Source organism: Lactobacillus sp. ESL0680 (genome assembly GCF_029392855.1).
Classification (GTDB): domain Bacteria; phylum Bacillota; class Bacilli; order Lactobacillales; family Lactobacillaceae; genus Lactobacillus.
In genome coordinates, this window is the sequence record NZ_CP113945.1 from 795,496 (window position 1) to 810,501 (window position 15,006).

Consider the following 15,006-nt stretch of genomic DNA (forward strand, 5'->3'; position numbering starts at 1 on the left):
ATTAAATGTTAATTGAATGTAAAAGTGACAAAGAAAAGGTTGCAATGGGCCTCTTGTCTTACTTACCAGATTTTAAAAATCTTGCCAATTTAAAAGAAGAAATAAATTTGAATAAGACTAGTTCGGAGTTTCAGCTTTACCTATATCGCGGAGATGAGGCTAACTTTGTGGGGGTTATTGGCACGCAAAATGATGCTAATTTTATTATTATTCGTTATCTGTCATTTGCGCCGGATTATCGTAATGCGAAGTGCGAATCTGCGGCCGTTCGCGAATTAGCAGCCACGAACCCGAAGAAGAAGGTAACGGCTTTGCCTGAATGGACCTACTTACTTAAATACTTAATAGAAGATAAACATCATGAGTGATAATTTAACTTTAGAACTGCCTAACTTTGAAGGACCGCTGGATTTACTGCTGCACTTGATTAAGTCGCAAAAAATTGATATTTATGATATCCCGATTGCCCAAATTACAAGTCAATATTTAGCTTATTTGCAGCAAATGCAGCAATTGAACTTGCAAATTGCCGGCGAGTATTTTGTAATGTCATCAACGCTCTTACGAATTAAGTCACAATCATTGTTGCCTCAGAATGATTTTATCGCAGATGAGCCTGAAGACGATCCAAGGGATGAGTTAGTTCAACAATTGGTGCAATATTCAGTCTTTAAAAAGATATCGGCATATTTTAAGAAGCGCAACGAAATGGTGCCAATTACTGCGGCTAAGGAAGAAAGTATTCCGCAAACTAAGAAGGTTCAGCCACTGCCAAGTGGTCAGATTACGGCAACGGAATTGACGAATACTTTTATTGCTGTATTGCAGCGGCTGAAAATTAGGCAGCCCGATATTGCATCAGTAGAAGTAAAAGAAACGCCAATTACAGAAATGATTAATTTTTTGCAGGAAAAAACTGCCGGCCGCAAAAAGGTCAGTTTTTTTGCGTGCAGTGACCAAATGCGTAATTTGTCAGATATAATTGGTCTATTCTTGGCACTATTGGAGTTATGCAAAAAACAAAAAATCAAGGTCAGCCAGGCGCGAGCATATGGCGATTTAGAATTAGAGGGAATTGATATCGATGCCAAGTAAGATTGCGCAATTAGAAGCTTTGCTGTATGTGGCAGGCGATAACGGGATTGCTGATGATAATTTATGTGAATTATTAGCGGTAGGTCAGGCAGCTTTACGCGAATTAACTAAAGATTTAGCTGATAAGCTGCAGGAGAATCCTGATTCGGGGCTGCAATTGTTACATATCAACCAAAATTACAAGTTAACAACCCGTCCTGAGGTTGCCAAGACGGTCGAGGGTTATTTTCAAAAAGATTTAACTAAGACATTAAGTCAATCGGCTTTGGAGATTTTGGCGATTGTTGCTTATCGCCAGCCAATCACTCGGGTTGAAATTGATGATATTCGCGGAGTTAATTCGTCTGGTGCATTGCAAACTTTAATTTGGCGCGGATTGGTTAGGATTAACGGGAAAAAAGAAGCACCGGGGCATCCTAACTTATATGTCACTAGCGACTACTTTCTGCAATATTTTGGTTACCAAAGTTTAGCAGATTTGCCATTAATTGAAGATTTTGAAGATGATAGTATTAATGCGGATGGCGAAATAGATTTATTTGCGGCTAAGGGTCAGGCTGACAAGAACTTGGCTAGCATGCAAAAGGGAGAAAAATAATGACGTTACAACGTTTACAAAAAGTAATTGCTGAGGCAGGAATTGCCTCAAGACGTAAGGCTGAAAAAATGATTACGGAGGGTCGCGTCACTGTAGATGGTGAAATTGTCACTAAGCTTGGAACTAAAGTAGAAACTTTTAGTAATATTACGGTTGATGGTGAACCAATTGAGCGCGAAAGCCTGCATACTTATTTATTTTATAAGCCGCGCGGGGTTATTTCGACAGCAAGTGATGATAAGGGGCGAAAGACGGTAGTTGATTATTTTAGTGATTTACCATACCGTTTATACCCAGTAGGCCGGCTAGATTATGATACGTCGGGTTTATTATTAATGACTAATGATGGCGAACTGGCTAATTTATTGATGCACCCGCGCAATAAGGTAGCCAAGGTTTATGTTGCCCGCATTGAGGGCCAATTATTACCCGAAGAAAGCAAAAAGTTGGCGCGCGGAGTCGAATTTGACCACCATAAGAGTGCTCCAGCTAAGGTAAAAGTCATTCGTACAGATAAGAAGCGTAACCGCCAAATTGTCCAATTAACCATTCATGAGGGGCATTATCATCAAGTTAAGAACATGTTTAAGGCAGTTAATCATCAAGTTGAAAAATTAGCCCGAGAAAAATACTCTTTTTTAACACTTGATGGGCTTGTATCTGGCAAATATCGCGAATTGACTCACGAAGAAGTTGACAGATTAAAGCACGTGGACTAATATATTGATAGAATTAAATACAGAGTTTGTTGTCTTCATGGCAGGGTGAAAATCCCGACCGGTGGTGCAAGTCCACGACCCACGCAAGTGGTGGAATCTTTTGAGATACCGATAGTTAGAGTCTAGATGAAAGAAGACAGACTAAACTAAAAGAAAAGTAAATTAAAAACGCTTACTTTTAATAGGTCTGTTGCTGGGGAGCAACAGACCTATTCTTGTTTGGAGGTAAGTTTTTTGAAGAGTAAGAGTACGAGTAATTTAGCATTATTAATCGCTTGTGCGATGTTTGGTGCAGTAGGGTTTGTCATTATTAAATTTACAGGGATTCCTATTTTACCAAATGCGAATTTCTTAAAGTTTGATTTTTCTGACGTCATCGTTACAATTGGAATGTTTCTGTTTGGCATTTGGCCGGGGATTTTCATTGCGATTATCAGAATGCTGTTAAGTTTAATTTATAGTGGTTTTAATTTGGCAAGTATCGTTGGCCAATTAGCAGCTTTAATTGCATCAGTTTGTTACGCCTTACCATTCTATTTTGTTACTAGACACGTGAAGCATGATGAAACCAGCGGCATGAAGCGGCACGTGAAGCCGATCATTGGTTTGATTTGCGGGACAATTGCAATGGCAGTAGTTTTGGCAACCCTCAATGCGTTGATTTTGACGCCAATGTATGCCGTAACTACGGTACCTAATCTGCCAGCAATTCATGGTTATTCCGGCTTATTGGGCTTCACCGAAAAGGTCTATTTGGGACAGTTACTGCATATTCCATCAATGGGGACATATATTTTTGGCATAATTGTTCCGTTTAACCTCTTAAAGGGATTAATCAACAGCATTGTTGTTTACCTATTATTTGAAGCAGTTTTACGTAATTTAAAACCTTTTGTTCAAAAGAATTTTAATTTAAAGAGATAATTTAAAAGGTCGGTCATGTAAATGGCCGATTTTTTTATCCAAAAAGATTGGTAAATATGCTAAAATTAAACAAGTTAGGTGAATCGAGGTATTTTGATGAATCAGAAACAGGAAAAACCATATAAACATTATGCACGTCCAGATGAACCGAGGACTGTAACTTATAAGTCGCATTCTAAGGGCTGGCTGGCAACTGTGGCAATCCTTGCCATTGTAATTGTTGCTCTTGTTCCTGTTGTTCATCACTTGGCTTCAAGTGGTCAGACCACGGAACAGGCTGTCGAACTACAAAAAACGACTAAAAAGCCCGCTAAGCATGCAAAGAAAAGAAAGACTAAGATTAAGGCTAAGAAGGCTAAGCATAAAAATAAGTTGACTACTAAGAAAAAATCTACAAGTCCAGCTAAATCAGCAGCTAAGACCAAGACAAAGAAGACGTTGACTAACCAAAAGACTGACCAGGCTGACCAATATGTCGTTCAAGATGGTGATACTTTAAATAGTATTGCCAAAAAGAATAATGTTTCGCCGCAAACATTAACTCAGCTCAATGATCTTGATGCTGATGGACATGTTAATGCTGGTCAAACACTTAAATTAAAATAATTATTGAGAAAGGAGAGGGACTAAGACGTCCCTTTTTGATTGAATGCAAGTAGCAATTGATGGTCCAGCTTCAGCTGGCAAAAGTACAGTCGCAAAAATTATTGCGCAAAAATTAGATTTTATTTATATTGACACTGGAGCGATGTATCGCGCATGTACGGTAATTGCCAGAGAGCAGCATCTTGATTATGGGGATGAAGCTGGAATTTTAACGGCAATTGACCAGGTTGGCATTGAACTCAAGGTTGTTAACGGTGAACAAAAAGTATTTGCCGGCAGCCAAGATATTTCTCAAGAAATTCGCACACCCGAAATTTCAGCTAATGTCTCACAGGTGTCTGCTTTGGCTGGCGTGAGAGCTAAGATGGTTAGTCTGCAGCGGCAAATGGCCGGCAAGGTTAATGTGATTATGGATGGCCGGGATATTGGAACAACGGTTCTGCCTAATGCCGAAGTTAAAATCTTTTTAGTGGCAACTCCAGCTTCTAGAGCCAAGCGGCGGATGCTTGATTTGCAGGAACGGGGCATTAAGTCTGACAAGACCGTTGCTGAAATCGAACAGGATATTGCCAGCCGTGACTATAAGGATTCACATCGTGAAGTTTCACCCTTAAAAAAGGCAGCAGATGCAGTCGAAATTGACACAACATCGATGTCAATCGACCAAGTAGTGGCCGCAATTTTAGCCGAAATTAAAAAAAGTCAAAAAAAACTATAAAAAAGGGGCTAAAACAGTAGAAAAATATCTCACTTTCATTTAGAATTAGATTATGATATTGGGAGGTAAATAATGTCAGAAAACAGTAATCAATTTTTAGATGCATTGAAACAAATGCAAGGAGTTGAGGTCGGAGATATCGTCGATGTAGAAGTATTAGACGTTGAAGACGGCCAAATCGATGTCGGTGTTGAAAATGCCGGTGTCGAAGGTGTAATCCCACGTCGTGAATTCACTTCAGACCGCAACGCCGATTTACGTGACCTTGTTAAGCCAGGCGACAAGCTTAAGGCTTTAGTTTTGAGAAAAGCCGGCGGCGACAAGGAAAACGGTGAGTTCTTCTTCTCAGTAACTCGTCTTAAGGAAAGAGAAGCTTATGACGAATTACAAAAAGACTTCGAAGCAGGTAAAACTATCGAAGGTACTGTCACAGCTTCTGTTCGTGGTGGTTTATTAGTTGATGTTGGTACTAGAGGATTCTTGCCAGCTTCACTTATTTCTAACCGTTACGTTTCTGATCTTAAGCCTTACATTGGTAAGACAATGAAACTTAAGATTACCGAAATTGATCCAGGCAAGAATCGTCTGATTCTTTCACACAAGGATTTAATCGAAGAAGAACGTGAAGAAGCCTTTGATAAAGTAGCATCACAATTAGTTGTTGGTGATGTTGTTGAAGGTAAAGTTTCTCGTTTGACTAACTTTGGTGCCTTTGTTGATGTTGGTGGTGTTGACGGTTTAGTTCACATCTCAGAAATTTCATACAAGCACGTTGATAAGCCTAGCGATGTATTAAAGGCTGGTCAAGATGTTAAGGTCAAAGTTATTGGTATTGATGATGACAGACATCGCATCTCCCTTTCAATCAAGCAAACAGAACCTTCTCCATTTGAACAAGCTACTTCAGAATTACATGAAGGCGACATCTTTGAAGGTGAAGTTAAGTCATTGACTAACTTCGGTGCTTTCGTTGAAGTTGCTGATGGTATTCAAGGCTTAGTTCACGTTTCAGAAATTTCATACAAGCACGTGGACAAACCTAGTGATGTTTTGGAAGTTGGCCAAACTGTTAAGGTTAAGGTTTTGAACATTGACCCAAGTGAACGTCGGATTTCACTTTCAATGAAGGCAGCTGATTCTAAAGGCTCTGACAACGAAGGTTCTCGTTCACACAGTTCATACAACAACAGAAACAACTCTGTTAACAAGAAGTACATGAACAACGAAGACAGCGGTTTCGCTTTAGGTGACATTATTGGTGACCAATTAAAGGACCGTCGTTAATCATAATAAAAAAGCCGACTGAATAGCCGGCTTTTTTTATTTTATATTATAAAAGGAGGCTGAAAGATGGTTTTACCAGTAGTGGCTATTGTTGGCCAACCAAATGTTGGTAAATCAACGCTTTTCAACCGGATTATTAATGAGCGTTTGGCAATTGTTGAAGATAAGCCCGGCGTAACTCGTGACCGTAATTATGCCCAAGCTGAGTGGATGGGGCAAAAGTTTGACCTAATTGATACTGGTGGTATTACATGGGAAAACGGGCGCATTGAAGATGAAATTCGGGCGCAAGCAGAAATTGCGATTGATGAAGCTGATGTGATCGTGATTTTAACCAGTGTTGCCAATCATTTAACTGACCTAGATGAGCGAATTGCGCAGTTACTTTACCGCACCAAAAAGCCGGTTATCTTGGCCGTAAATAAGGCTGATAATCCCGAGCAGCGGGCAGATATTTATGATTTTTATAGTTTAGGATTTGGTGATCCAATTCCTGTATCCAGTGTTCATGGTACTGGGATTGGTGACTTGCTTGACCGGATTGTCAGTGAATTGCCAAAAGACTTGGATAAAAAAGATGACGGTCAGATTTCTTTTAGCGTTATTGGTCGACCAAACGTTGGTAAATCATCAATTGTTAATCAACTAGTTGGTGAAAAGCGGGTTATCGTCAATAATGAAGAAGGAACGACCCGTGATGCGGTTGATAGTCCATTTGTTTCAGAAGATGGTACCAAATTCCGAATTGTTGATACTGCCGGAATCAGACGTCGCGGTAAGGTTTACGAAAAGACGGAAAAGTACTCGGTTATGCGTGCCATGGGGGCAATTGAGCACTCAGATGTTGTCTGCCTTGTCTTAGATGCCAGTACAGGGATTCGCGAGCAAGATAAGCACGTTGCCGGCTATGCCCATGATGCTGGCCGCGGGATCATTATCATTGTAAACAAATGGGATTTGCCAAAGAAAAACAGTACTAGTGCTAAAGAGTTTGAGCAAATAATTCGGCAAGAATTCCAGTATCTTGATTATGCGCCGATTTTATTTGTTTCGGCTAAAACTGGCCAGCGGCTTGACCAGATACCTAAGATGGTTAAGCAAGTTTACCAAAATCAAAACCAGCGGATTCAGTCTAGCGTCCTCAATGACTTACTATTAGAGGCAAGTAAACTAGTACCAACACCAATGATTAAGGGTAAACGTTTAAGAGTTTACTATATGACCCAGGTTTCGACTAACCCGCCGACGTTTGTGGTCTTTGTTAATGATGCGGAATTGATGCACTTTTCTTATCAACGTTTCTTAGTAAATCAATTAAGAGAAAATTTTGATTTTACAGGTACACCAATTAAAATAATTGCACGTAAGCGAAAGTAATTTGTATATTACAAATACATAAAAATTAATCTTTTTGGCAAAAAAGCTTGTTGTAGTAAGGCTTTTGTGCTATTTTGGGTTCATGGAAACAGTGATTAAATCAGAATCATTATTTCTCGTTCTTCAGTTTGAAGAATAGGCTTTGGGTTTAGTTAAGTGGACCCAAATTTTGGGAGGTGAAGTCCAGATGGCAAATAAAGCAGAATTAGTTTCTGAAGTAGCTTCAAGAACTAAGTTAACTAAGAAAGACGCAGCCACTGCTGTTGATGCAATTTTTAGCTCAATCCAAGATGATCTTGCAAAGGGTAACAAAGTTCAATTAATTGGTTTTGGTACTTTTGAAGTTCGTGAACGTGCAGCTCGCAAGGGTCGTAACCCACAAACTGGTGATGAAATTAAAATCCCAGCAAGCAAGGTTCCTGCATTTAGACCTGGTAAGGCTCTTAAAGAAGCTGTTAAATAGCTTAATAGTTTTATCCTAAAAGATGGTAACGTGATCGTTACCATCTTTTTTGATCGGGATAAATAATTCAGGATGTTTCTTGTTCTACTGATTTTATGGCATAATTAAGGATATTGGAGGGACTAAATGTATTCTGAACAATTACTTGATTCAATTGAAAAACAAGATTTTTCGCAGGAAAAAGTCTTACTGAAAAAGGCCTTAGATAATGATGATCCAGAAGTCTTGGCATCATTGGCAGAAAATTTAACTGGGTTAGGCTTTACTAACTTGTCAAAAGAAGTTTATCGCAGCTTAATCGGTCAATTTCCAAAGGAAGACCTATTTAAAGTTTACTTAGCTGAAATTCTGTTAAATGATGGCGAAGATGATGATGGTCTATCATTACTGTATAACATTGATGAAGATTCTTCTGCTTATCTTGATAGTCTGTTAGTTCAAGCCGATTATTATCAAACTAACGGCTTGCTCGAGGCAGCCCATAGCAAGCTGATGAAGGCGGCTAAACTGGCCCCAGACGAAGATGTCATTAAGTTCGGACTAGCCGAATTAGATTACTTGAGCGGCTATGATGAGCAGGCTTTGACTTTGTATCAGGATTTATTAACGCGTCACAAGAATATTAGTGAAGTTAACTTGACTGACCGCCTGTTTCAAACCTTGGCTAAGTTGGGTCGTTATGAAGAGGCCAGCAAGGTAATTGAAGAGCATAGCGGCGATATTTTGGATATTGACAGCAAATATCAAGCGGCTCTGATTATGCTTAATGTTAAGAAAGACGATCAGGCAATTACGTATTTAAATGACGTGATCGATCAAAGTCCGGACTACGTTAATGCTTATCCGCTCTTAGCTACTGCCTATGAGCACAAAAACGATAACGACCAGGTTTTGCGCTCCAGTCAGGCGGGACTAGCTTATAACGAACTTGATCCGATATTATATTCTAAAGGGGCACGTGCGGCAGCTAATCTAAATGACCTGAAGACGGCTGAGGACTTGTTGACGCGGGGCTTAAAGGTTGAACCAGAAAACAATGATTTGCGGCTGCAATTGTCCAATCTTTACTTACACGAAAATAAAGACGAAGCAAACCTCAAATTGTTTGCCAAGCTTGATGAGAGTGATTTGGAGCCGCAAGCTCACTGGAACATGGCTCTTTCTTATGAAAACTTGGATAACAGCGACAAGGCTAAGAGTGAGTTCTTGCTGGCATATCCAGAATTTCAAAGTAATCCCGCTTTTTTGAAGCAAATGATTCGTTTCTTTAATACTGAGGCTAATTCTACTGAAATCGTTCTGCAGCTGTTAGAGCGCTATTTAAAGCTGGAACCAGAAGACGGCGAGATGCAGGAATTGTACAATCAGTTAGCTGATTAATTAAATTTTTTAACACAAAAAGACCATGATGTGGCCTTTTTTGTTTGGCAATTTTTCGAGATGATACAAGAGAAGTCGTGTTCTGCCCGTAAATAGGCTATAATATGCAGTGACACTATTATAAATTAAAATAATAATGTTTATTTAACTAACAAAAATTAAAAATAAAAACAAATGAGTTGATTATTAATGATGAAAATAACTGAATTACCCGCGATTTTTACGGCGGCGCTGCCGGTTCTTAAGACATTGGAAGAAGCAGGTTTTGAAGCCTACTTTGTTGGCGGCTCCGTTCGTGATTTATTATTGGGACGGCATATCCATGATATTGATATTGCAACTAGTGCATATCCAGAAGAAGTCAAGGAATTGTTTAACAGGTCAATTGATACTGGGATTAAGCACGGAACTGTAACTGTCTTATATGATGGCGAAAGCTACGAAATTACTACTTTTAGAACCGAATCTGGCTATCAGGATTATCGCCGGCCCGATCATGTAACATTTGTGCAGAATTTGAGTGAGGACCTTAAACGGCGTGATTTTACAATTAATGCCTTGGCAATGAATACAAATGGTGAAATTATTGATTTGTTTGATGGTCTTGGCGATCTGCAAAAGCATGTGATTAGGGCGGTTGGCGACCCAGAAAAGCGTTTTAACGAAGATGCCCTGCGAATGATGCGTGCCGTACGCTTTATGAGCCAGCTGCAATTTAATTTAGAAACAAAAACAGAGCAAGCAGTTAAAGATAACCACCAGCTCTTACAAAAAATTTCGGTAGAACGGATTCGTGATGAATTTGTTAAGATGGGTATTGGTCCGCACTCACGCCAAGCCTTCCAGGTCTTTTTAGATACGCAATTAAGCGAGGATGTTCCTGACTTTGGCGGCAAGAGTGACTTATTGGCAATCTACCCTAGTTTGGAATTTAATCCGGATATGGAGACCAGTCTTTGGGCAATTGTAATAATTTTGCTGAAAATTCCTAATGAGCAAATCACAAAATTTATGCGTGATTGGAAGAATTCAAATGCCATGACCAGTGAAGTTGAAAAAATTGTTGCCCTGTTTGATTTACTTTCAGAGCGGACACCAACCGATTTTGAGCTTTTTGAAGCAGGAAAAGAAATCCTGTTAAACGCCATTGATGTTGCTCATATTTTAGGGCAGCCAGTTAATTCTAAGGCGTTAGTTGACCGCTACGTTGCCTTGCCGATTAAGTCCACAGCAGAACTTGCTATCGATGGCCGCTTTTTAATTGATTCCGGAATTGCTCCAGGACCACAATTGGGCCAATTATTGACCGAAATTAAGCAAAAAATAATTTCTGGTAAACTTGAAAACACGGTAGAGGCCGTCACTGCTTTTTTGGCAGATAACTAAACGTAGAGTAAAACGGAAAAGTACATTAACCCTGACCCCAGCATTACAAACAAGTGCCAGATGACATGGATAAAGGGAATGCGCCGCATTGTGTACAATAGAGCACCGACAGTATAAGCAACGCCGCCGCCGACAAGCAGCCAAAAGCCAACTGGACTAAGACGGATATAGAGTGAATGTCCTGAAAAAATCACCAGCCAGCCCATGGCAACGTACAAGACGGTGTCAAGGATTGTGTGTTTGCCGCGGTTAAAAATATAGTAAATGATGCCAAAAATGGTTAATGCCCAGATAAGGATGAACAAAATCCAGCCCCACGTCCCACCAATGGCGACTAGGGAATATGGCGTGTATGAGCCAGCGATCAACAAAAAGATTGATGAATGATCGAAAATTTGAAAAACATTGCGTGCCTTAGTAAAGATTAGGCTGTGAAAAAGGGTCGAGAACAGGTATAAAAAGACTAAACAAGCCCCATAAACACTGAAAGTAACGATCCGCAAGGCATTACCAGTAGCTGCGGCCCTAATAATTAACATTACTAATCCGGCAACAGCTAAGCCAAACCCAATTCCGTGGGTAATGGCGCTAAAGGTGTTGTCAAGAATGTAATATGTTTTTGATCTTGTTGTTGGCTCTTGCCAAAGTTGTTTTAATTTCATTATCAAAATAGTCCAATCATTTTCTTCTGCATTAAGTTTTTTTGCTATAATGCTTGTATTGATATTGGTAACATTTTATCATAAATGTAACGCGAATTAGAATTGAGGGCGAATACGTTGTCAGAGATAAAAATCATGACAGATTCTTCAGCGCAGCTAACGCCAGAGGAAATTGAAAAATATCATATCACAGTTATTCCATTACTGGTAACAATTGATGACCAAACATACGTTGATGGCGTAGATATTACACGACAAGAATTTGTCGAAAAAATGACGACAGCAAAAGAATTACCGAAGACCAGCCAGCCGCCAATCGGCCAATTGGTTGATACAGTCAACGAGTTAACTGCTGACGGGAGTCAAGTTATCGGCATCTTCTTAGGTAAGGGCTTGAGCGGCACAATTGACGCGACAAGACAAGCTGTCAAAATTGCTGGTAAGGATGACCAAGTTAGTTTGGTCGATTCAGAATTGACTGATCGTGCTGAAGGGTTGCAAGTTTTAGAAGCTGCCCGTGGGGCTTTGAAAGGACAGACTGTCCAAGAAATCTTAGAGCATCTAGAACATATTAAACAGACGCAGCGCCTGCGCATGATGATTGTTAATTTAGAAAATATCGTCAAGGGTGGACGACTGGGACCTGTTTCTGGTAAAATTGCTACTCTGCTGAACATTCGCCTTGAGCTGCAAATGCCAGGCGGTCATTTAAAGGTAGCTAAAAAAGGCCGCGGTAAAAAATTCTCATCAGCCTTTGATAATCGGGTGTTAGCTGATATCGAAGCTAACAAGGATAAGATTAAGGAAGTAGGTATTTCTTACGTTTCCCTTGATGGTGTGCCGCAAAAGTTAAAGGATTTTGCCCAAAAAATCAAGGAAATTAATCCTGAAATTGACGTGTTGGTACGAGAGACTAGTCCAGTGATTGCGACACATGCGGGACTGGGCGCTTATGCAATTTTGTACTATACGGAGTAATCATGGCTTATCGAGAAAGTTTTTATCGTTATTTAATGACGCAGCGCGACAGTGATTCGAATGATGAAATCGCACAATTTGCAAACAATGCTCAGAATGATCAAACTTTTCCTAAACAGGAACAAGATTACGAAAAGCTATCCGATTATCTTGAATTAAATGCCGGTTATTTATCCAGCATGAGTATTTTTGATCGGGCCTATGAGATGTATCAAGAAAAGATGGCGTATTAAGTAAAGCTCCTAACCTTTGGGGCTTTTTTAGTGTTAAAGAGGAAAAAAGATGGCGACAATTCAATGGTATCCGGGACATATGAACAAGGCGCGCAACCAGCTTGAAGATAAGATGGGGTTGATTGACGTTTTAGTTGAAGTCTTGGATGCCCGTATCCCGCAATCATCAAGAAATCCAATGATTGAGGAATTAGTGGGTAATAAACCTCACTTAATAATTTTAAATAAGGCAGACTTAGCTGATCCGGTATTAACGAAAATTTGGCAAAAGAAATTGACCGGTAAAGGCAAATTTGTCATGGCGATGGACTCACTGCATAATACCAACATGCAGGTGCTGGTTCGCATGGTCAAAAAAGCTGCTGCGGCTAAAGTTGAAAAGCTTGAAGCCAAGGGGGCTTCTAATCCGGTGATTAGAATTGCTTTAGCTGGCATCCCTAACTGTGGTAAGTCGACAATTATTAATCGTTTGGTTGGCCGCAATGTGGCTGCAGTCGGCAATAAGCCAGGCGTAACTAAGGGACAAACTTGGCTTAAAACCCAGACTAATATTCAAATTTTAGATACACCGGGAATTTTATGGCCTAAATTTGACGACCAAGAGGTTGGCTACAAGTTAGCTGCCTTTGGTGCTATTAAGGATAGTATCTTTCATGCCGATGATGTGGCGCTGTTTTTAATGAAGAATTTGCGTAAATATTATTTGGCTAATTTGGCAAAATTTGCCCGTACACCTAAGGACGAAATTGCTAAGATTAACGATACTGACCTATTGCTGGCAATGACCGAATCTTACGGGATGCGGGATGATTATGATCGCTTTTCACTTTACTTACTGCAGCGGCTGCGTAAAGGTAAAGTAGGTCGAATTACGCTGGATCGCCCATGACAATTAAAGAAATAAAAGAGCTGCTTACAACTGAGGTTAGTGAAGCAGAATTAGCTTCGTTAAGTGCTGATCCACGTGCAGGGGTCCAAAAGTTATTATCCAGTTATTACCGCCGTAAAGAAAAGCTGGCGCAAAAAAAGGCCGACTTTTTAACTAGAATGCAGTATGAACAGGAATTTTGGGCTAAAGGACAAATAGTTGCCGGTGTAGATGAAGTTGGTCGTGGCCCTTTAGCGGGACCAGTAGTTACGGCTGCCGTGATTATCGATGCCAATTTTGATCTGCTTGATGTCAATGACTCTAAAAAGCTGACGCCGCAAAAGCGCCTAGAACTATACCCGAAGATCTTGCAGGAAGCAGTCAGTGTTGCCGTGGGTGTTAAAAGTGCCCAGGTAATTGACGAAATTAATATTTATGAAGCTGACCGGCTGGCAATGGCGCAGGCAGTTATGGATCTTGACCGTAAGCCAGATGCGTTGTTGGTTGATGCGATGGATGTCCCGGTTGACTTGCCGCAGGTGCGTCTAATTAAGGGGGATGCGAAATCTAATTCTATCGCCGCTGCTTCCATTGTCGCCAAGGTCTTTCGTGATAAGTTAATGGCTGATTATGGCAAGATTTACCCGCAATACCAATTTGACCATAATTCTGGTTATGGCACTAGCGCACATCTTGCTGCGCTAAAGGAATACGGGCCAACCCCAATTCACCGTAAGACTTTTGCTCCAGTCAGCGATTTTTTTAAGTAAAAATAGAATATTTCCTCCTTTTTTACGTATTTGTAATTAGGAGGCTTTTTTTAATGGAAAAAACAAATTTTTTGTTACGCCTAAAGTTACAAAAGGGACTGGGTTACGTCAAAATGCTGCAGATTGCCAGTCAATTGGACGATGAGCAGGTAAATCTGCAAACGTTGAAAGAGATGACCTTGCCACTGGGAGTGAAAGAAGCCAGTATAGCTGCTTTTAAGTCAGAAAAATTTGGCAAAGTGATTAAACGAATTAAAAAGCAGTGTCAGGTAATCAGCTTCTTTGATGATAATTATCCTGAACAATTGCGGCAGATATATCAGCCGCCTCTAATTTTGTTTGCTCGCGGAAACATTGCCTTGCTCCAAAAAAGAATTGTGACTATTGTTGGCTCACGGCAGGCAACGGTCTATAGTCAGCAAGTTTTGGCGCAACTTGTGCCTGATTTGGTTAAGCATGACATTGTAATTGCTAGTGGCTTAGCTAAAGGCGTTGATGTTTTAGCACATCAGGCAACTTTGCAAAATCAGGGCCAGACAATTGCCGTTGTCGGTAACGGCTTGAATCATTATTACCCGATGATTAACCACAACACGCAAGAAAAAATTGTCCAGCAGGGGCTAATTTTGAGTGAATATTTACCTGACACACCGCCGCGGCCCTTTCGCTTTCCTGAGCGCAATCGCATTTTAGCTGGTATAGCCGAAAGTGTCGTAGTCACGGAGGCAAAGGAAAAGTCAGGTTCCCTGATTACGGCTAATTTGGCTTTGCAAGAAAATCGCAATGTTTATGCGGTGCCAGGTCCGATTACTAGTCCATTATCGGCAGGTCCCAACAAGCTGATTGCAGTTGGCGCTAACCCAATTACTGACTTTAAATTAAATGAAAGATTTGACAACTAGCCATTAAATATTCTATTCTCAGAATAGTATTTTTTAAAAATAG

General features: G+C 40.3%; 18 protein-coding genes and 1 riboswitch. Of the genes, 17 read left to right on the forward strand and 1 reads right to left on the reverse strand.

Annotation, left to right across the window (positions count from 1 at the left end; all coding sequences use genetic code 11):
* Positions 1-5: 5 nt before the first annotated feature.
* From OZX58_RS03920 to OZX58_RS03975, 12 genes are all read left to right on the forward strand, one after another.
* A complete protein-coding gene (locus OZX58_RS03920) occupies positions 6-368 on the forward strand; it encodes a reductase (RefSeq protein ID WP_277129687.1) in 363 nt (120 codons plus the stop codon).
* Entirely contained in the window at positions 358-1,095 is a 738-nt protein-coding gene (locus OZX58_RS03925) for a segregation/condensation protein A (RefSeq protein ID WP_277141738.1), read from the forward strand. Before OZX58_RS03920 ends, OZX58_RS03925 begins: the two co-directional genes overlap by 11 nt.
* The gene (scpB, locus tag OZX58_RS03930) at positions 1,085-1,693 is read left to right on the forward strand and encodes an SMC-Scp complex subunit ScpB (RefSeq protein ID WP_277141622.1); all 609 of its coding nucleotides are present in this window, start codon (positions 1,085-1,087) and stop codon (positions 1,691-1,693) included. Before OZX58_RS03925 ends, scpB begins: the two co-directional genes overlap by 11 nt.
* Positions 1,693-2,412 (forward strand): pseudouridine synthase, encoded by a 720-nt coding sequence (locus tag OZX58_RS03935; protein WP_277129686.1) that lies wholly within the window; start codon positions 1,693-1,695, stop codon positions 2,410-2,412. The genes scpB and OZX58_RS03935 overlap by 1 nt, the downstream gene beginning before the upstream one ends.
* A gap of 27 nt (positions 2,413-2,439) precedes the next feature.
* Positions 2,440-2,554: riboswitch (FMN riboswitch) on the forward strand.
* Positions 2,555-2,694: 140 nt separating this feature from the next.
* The gene (locus tag OZX58_RS03940; RefSeq protein ID WP_277141740.1) at positions 2,695-3,336 is read left to right on the forward strand and encodes an ECF transporter S component; all 642 of its coding nucleotides are present in this window, start codon (positions 2,695-2,697) and stop codon (positions 3,334-3,336) included.
* Between the two features lie 96 nt (positions 3,337-3,432).
* Positions 3,433-3,942, forward strand: a complete 510-nt coding sequence (locus tag OZX58_RS03945; RefSeq protein WP_277141624.1) for a LysM domain-containing protein — start codon at positions 3,433-3,435, stop codon at positions 3,940-3,942.
* Between the two features lie 43 nt (positions 3,943-3,985).
* Positions 3,986-4,660, forward strand: coding sequence for a (d)CMP kinase (cmk, locus tag OZX58_RS03950; RefSeq protein ID WP_277141626.1), 675 nt, complete (start codon positions 3,986-3,988; stop codon positions 4,658-4,660).
* Positions 4,661-4,732: 72 nt separating this feature from the next.
* Positions 4,733-5,944: a 30S ribosomal protein S1 gene (gene rpsA / locus OZX58_RS03955; protein WP_277129683.1), complete on the forward strand. Its 1,212-nt coding sequence runs from the start codon at positions 4,733-4,735 to the stop codon at positions 5,942-5,944.
* Between the two features lie 66 nt (positions 5,945-6,010).
* A complete protein-coding gene (gene der / locus OZX58_RS03960) occupies positions 6,011-7,321 on the forward strand; it encodes a ribosome biogenesis GTPase Der (protein ID WP_277141629.1) in 1,311 nt (436 codons plus the stop codon).
* 187 nt (positions 7,322-7,508) lie between these two features.
* Entirely contained in the window at positions 7,509-7,784 is a 276-nt protein-coding gene (locus tag OZX58_RS03965; protein WP_277129681.1) for an HU family DNA-binding protein, read from the forward strand.
* A 126-nt stretch (positions 7,785-7,910) separates the two neighbouring features.
* Complete coding sequence (locus tag OZX58_RS03970) at positions 7,911-9,164, forward strand: tetratricopeptide repeat protein (protein WP_277141631.1); 1,254 nt, start codon at positions 7,911-7,913, stop codon at positions 9,162-9,164.
* 189 nt (positions 9,165-9,353) lie between these two features.
* Complete coding sequence (locus OZX58_RS03975) at positions 9,354-10,550, forward strand: CCA tRNA nucleotidyltransferase (protein ID WP_277141633.1); 1,197 nt, start codon at positions 9,354-9,356, stop codon at positions 10,548-10,550.
* On the opposite strand, the gene OZX58_RS03980 is transcribed toward OZX58_RS03975, so the two are convergent.
* Complete coding sequence (locus OZX58_RS03980) at positions 10,547-11,212, reverse strand: hemolysin III family protein (protein WP_277141635.1); 666 nt, start codon at positions 11,210-11,212, stop codon at positions 10,547-10,549. The two genes, OZX58_RS03975 and OZX58_RS03980, sit on opposite strands and share 4 nt — an antisense overlap.
* A gap of 117 nt (positions 11,213-11,329) precedes the next feature.
* Between OZX58_RS03980 and OZX58_RS03985 the strand changes: the two genes are divergently transcribed.
* The 5 genes from OZX58_RS03985 to dprA are packed head-to-tail and all read left to right on the forward strand — an operon-like array spanning position 11,330 to position 14,963.
* Positions 11,330-12,190 carry a DegV family protein gene (locus tag OZX58_RS03985; RefSeq protein WP_277141637.1) on the forward strand — a complete coding sequence of 287 codons (861 nt, stop codon included), beginning with the start codon at positions 11,330-11,332 and terminating at the stop codon, positions 12,188-12,190.
* A gap of 2 nt (positions 12,191-12,192) precedes the next feature.
* Positions 12,193-12,423 carry a YozE family protein gene (locus OZX58_RS03990; RefSeq protein ID WP_277129674.1) on the forward strand — a complete coding sequence of 77 codons (231 nt, stop codon included), beginning with the start codon at positions 12,193-12,195 and terminating at the stop codon, positions 12,421-12,423.
* Positions 12,424-12,472: 49 nt separating this feature from the next.
* Positions 12,473-13,312, forward strand: coding sequence for a ribosome biogenesis GTPase YlqF (ylqF, locus tag OZX58_RS03995; RefSeq protein ID WP_277129673.1), 840 nt, complete (start codon positions 12,473-12,475; stop codon positions 13,310-13,312).
* A complete protein-coding gene (locus OZX58_RS04000) occupies positions 13,309-14,061 on the forward strand; it encodes a ribonuclease HII (RefSeq protein WP_277141638.1) in 753 nt (250 codons plus the stop codon). Before ylqF ends, OZX58_RS04000 begins: the two co-directional genes overlap by 4 nt.
* 53 nt (positions 14,062-14,114) lie before the next feature.
* Positions 14,115-14,963: a DNA-processing protein DprA gene (gene dprA, locus OZX58_RS04005; protein WP_277141640.1), complete on the forward strand. Its 849-nt coding sequence runs from the start codon at positions 14,115-14,117 to the stop codon at positions 14,961-14,963.
* Positions 14,964-15,006 lie beyond the last annotated feature (43 nt).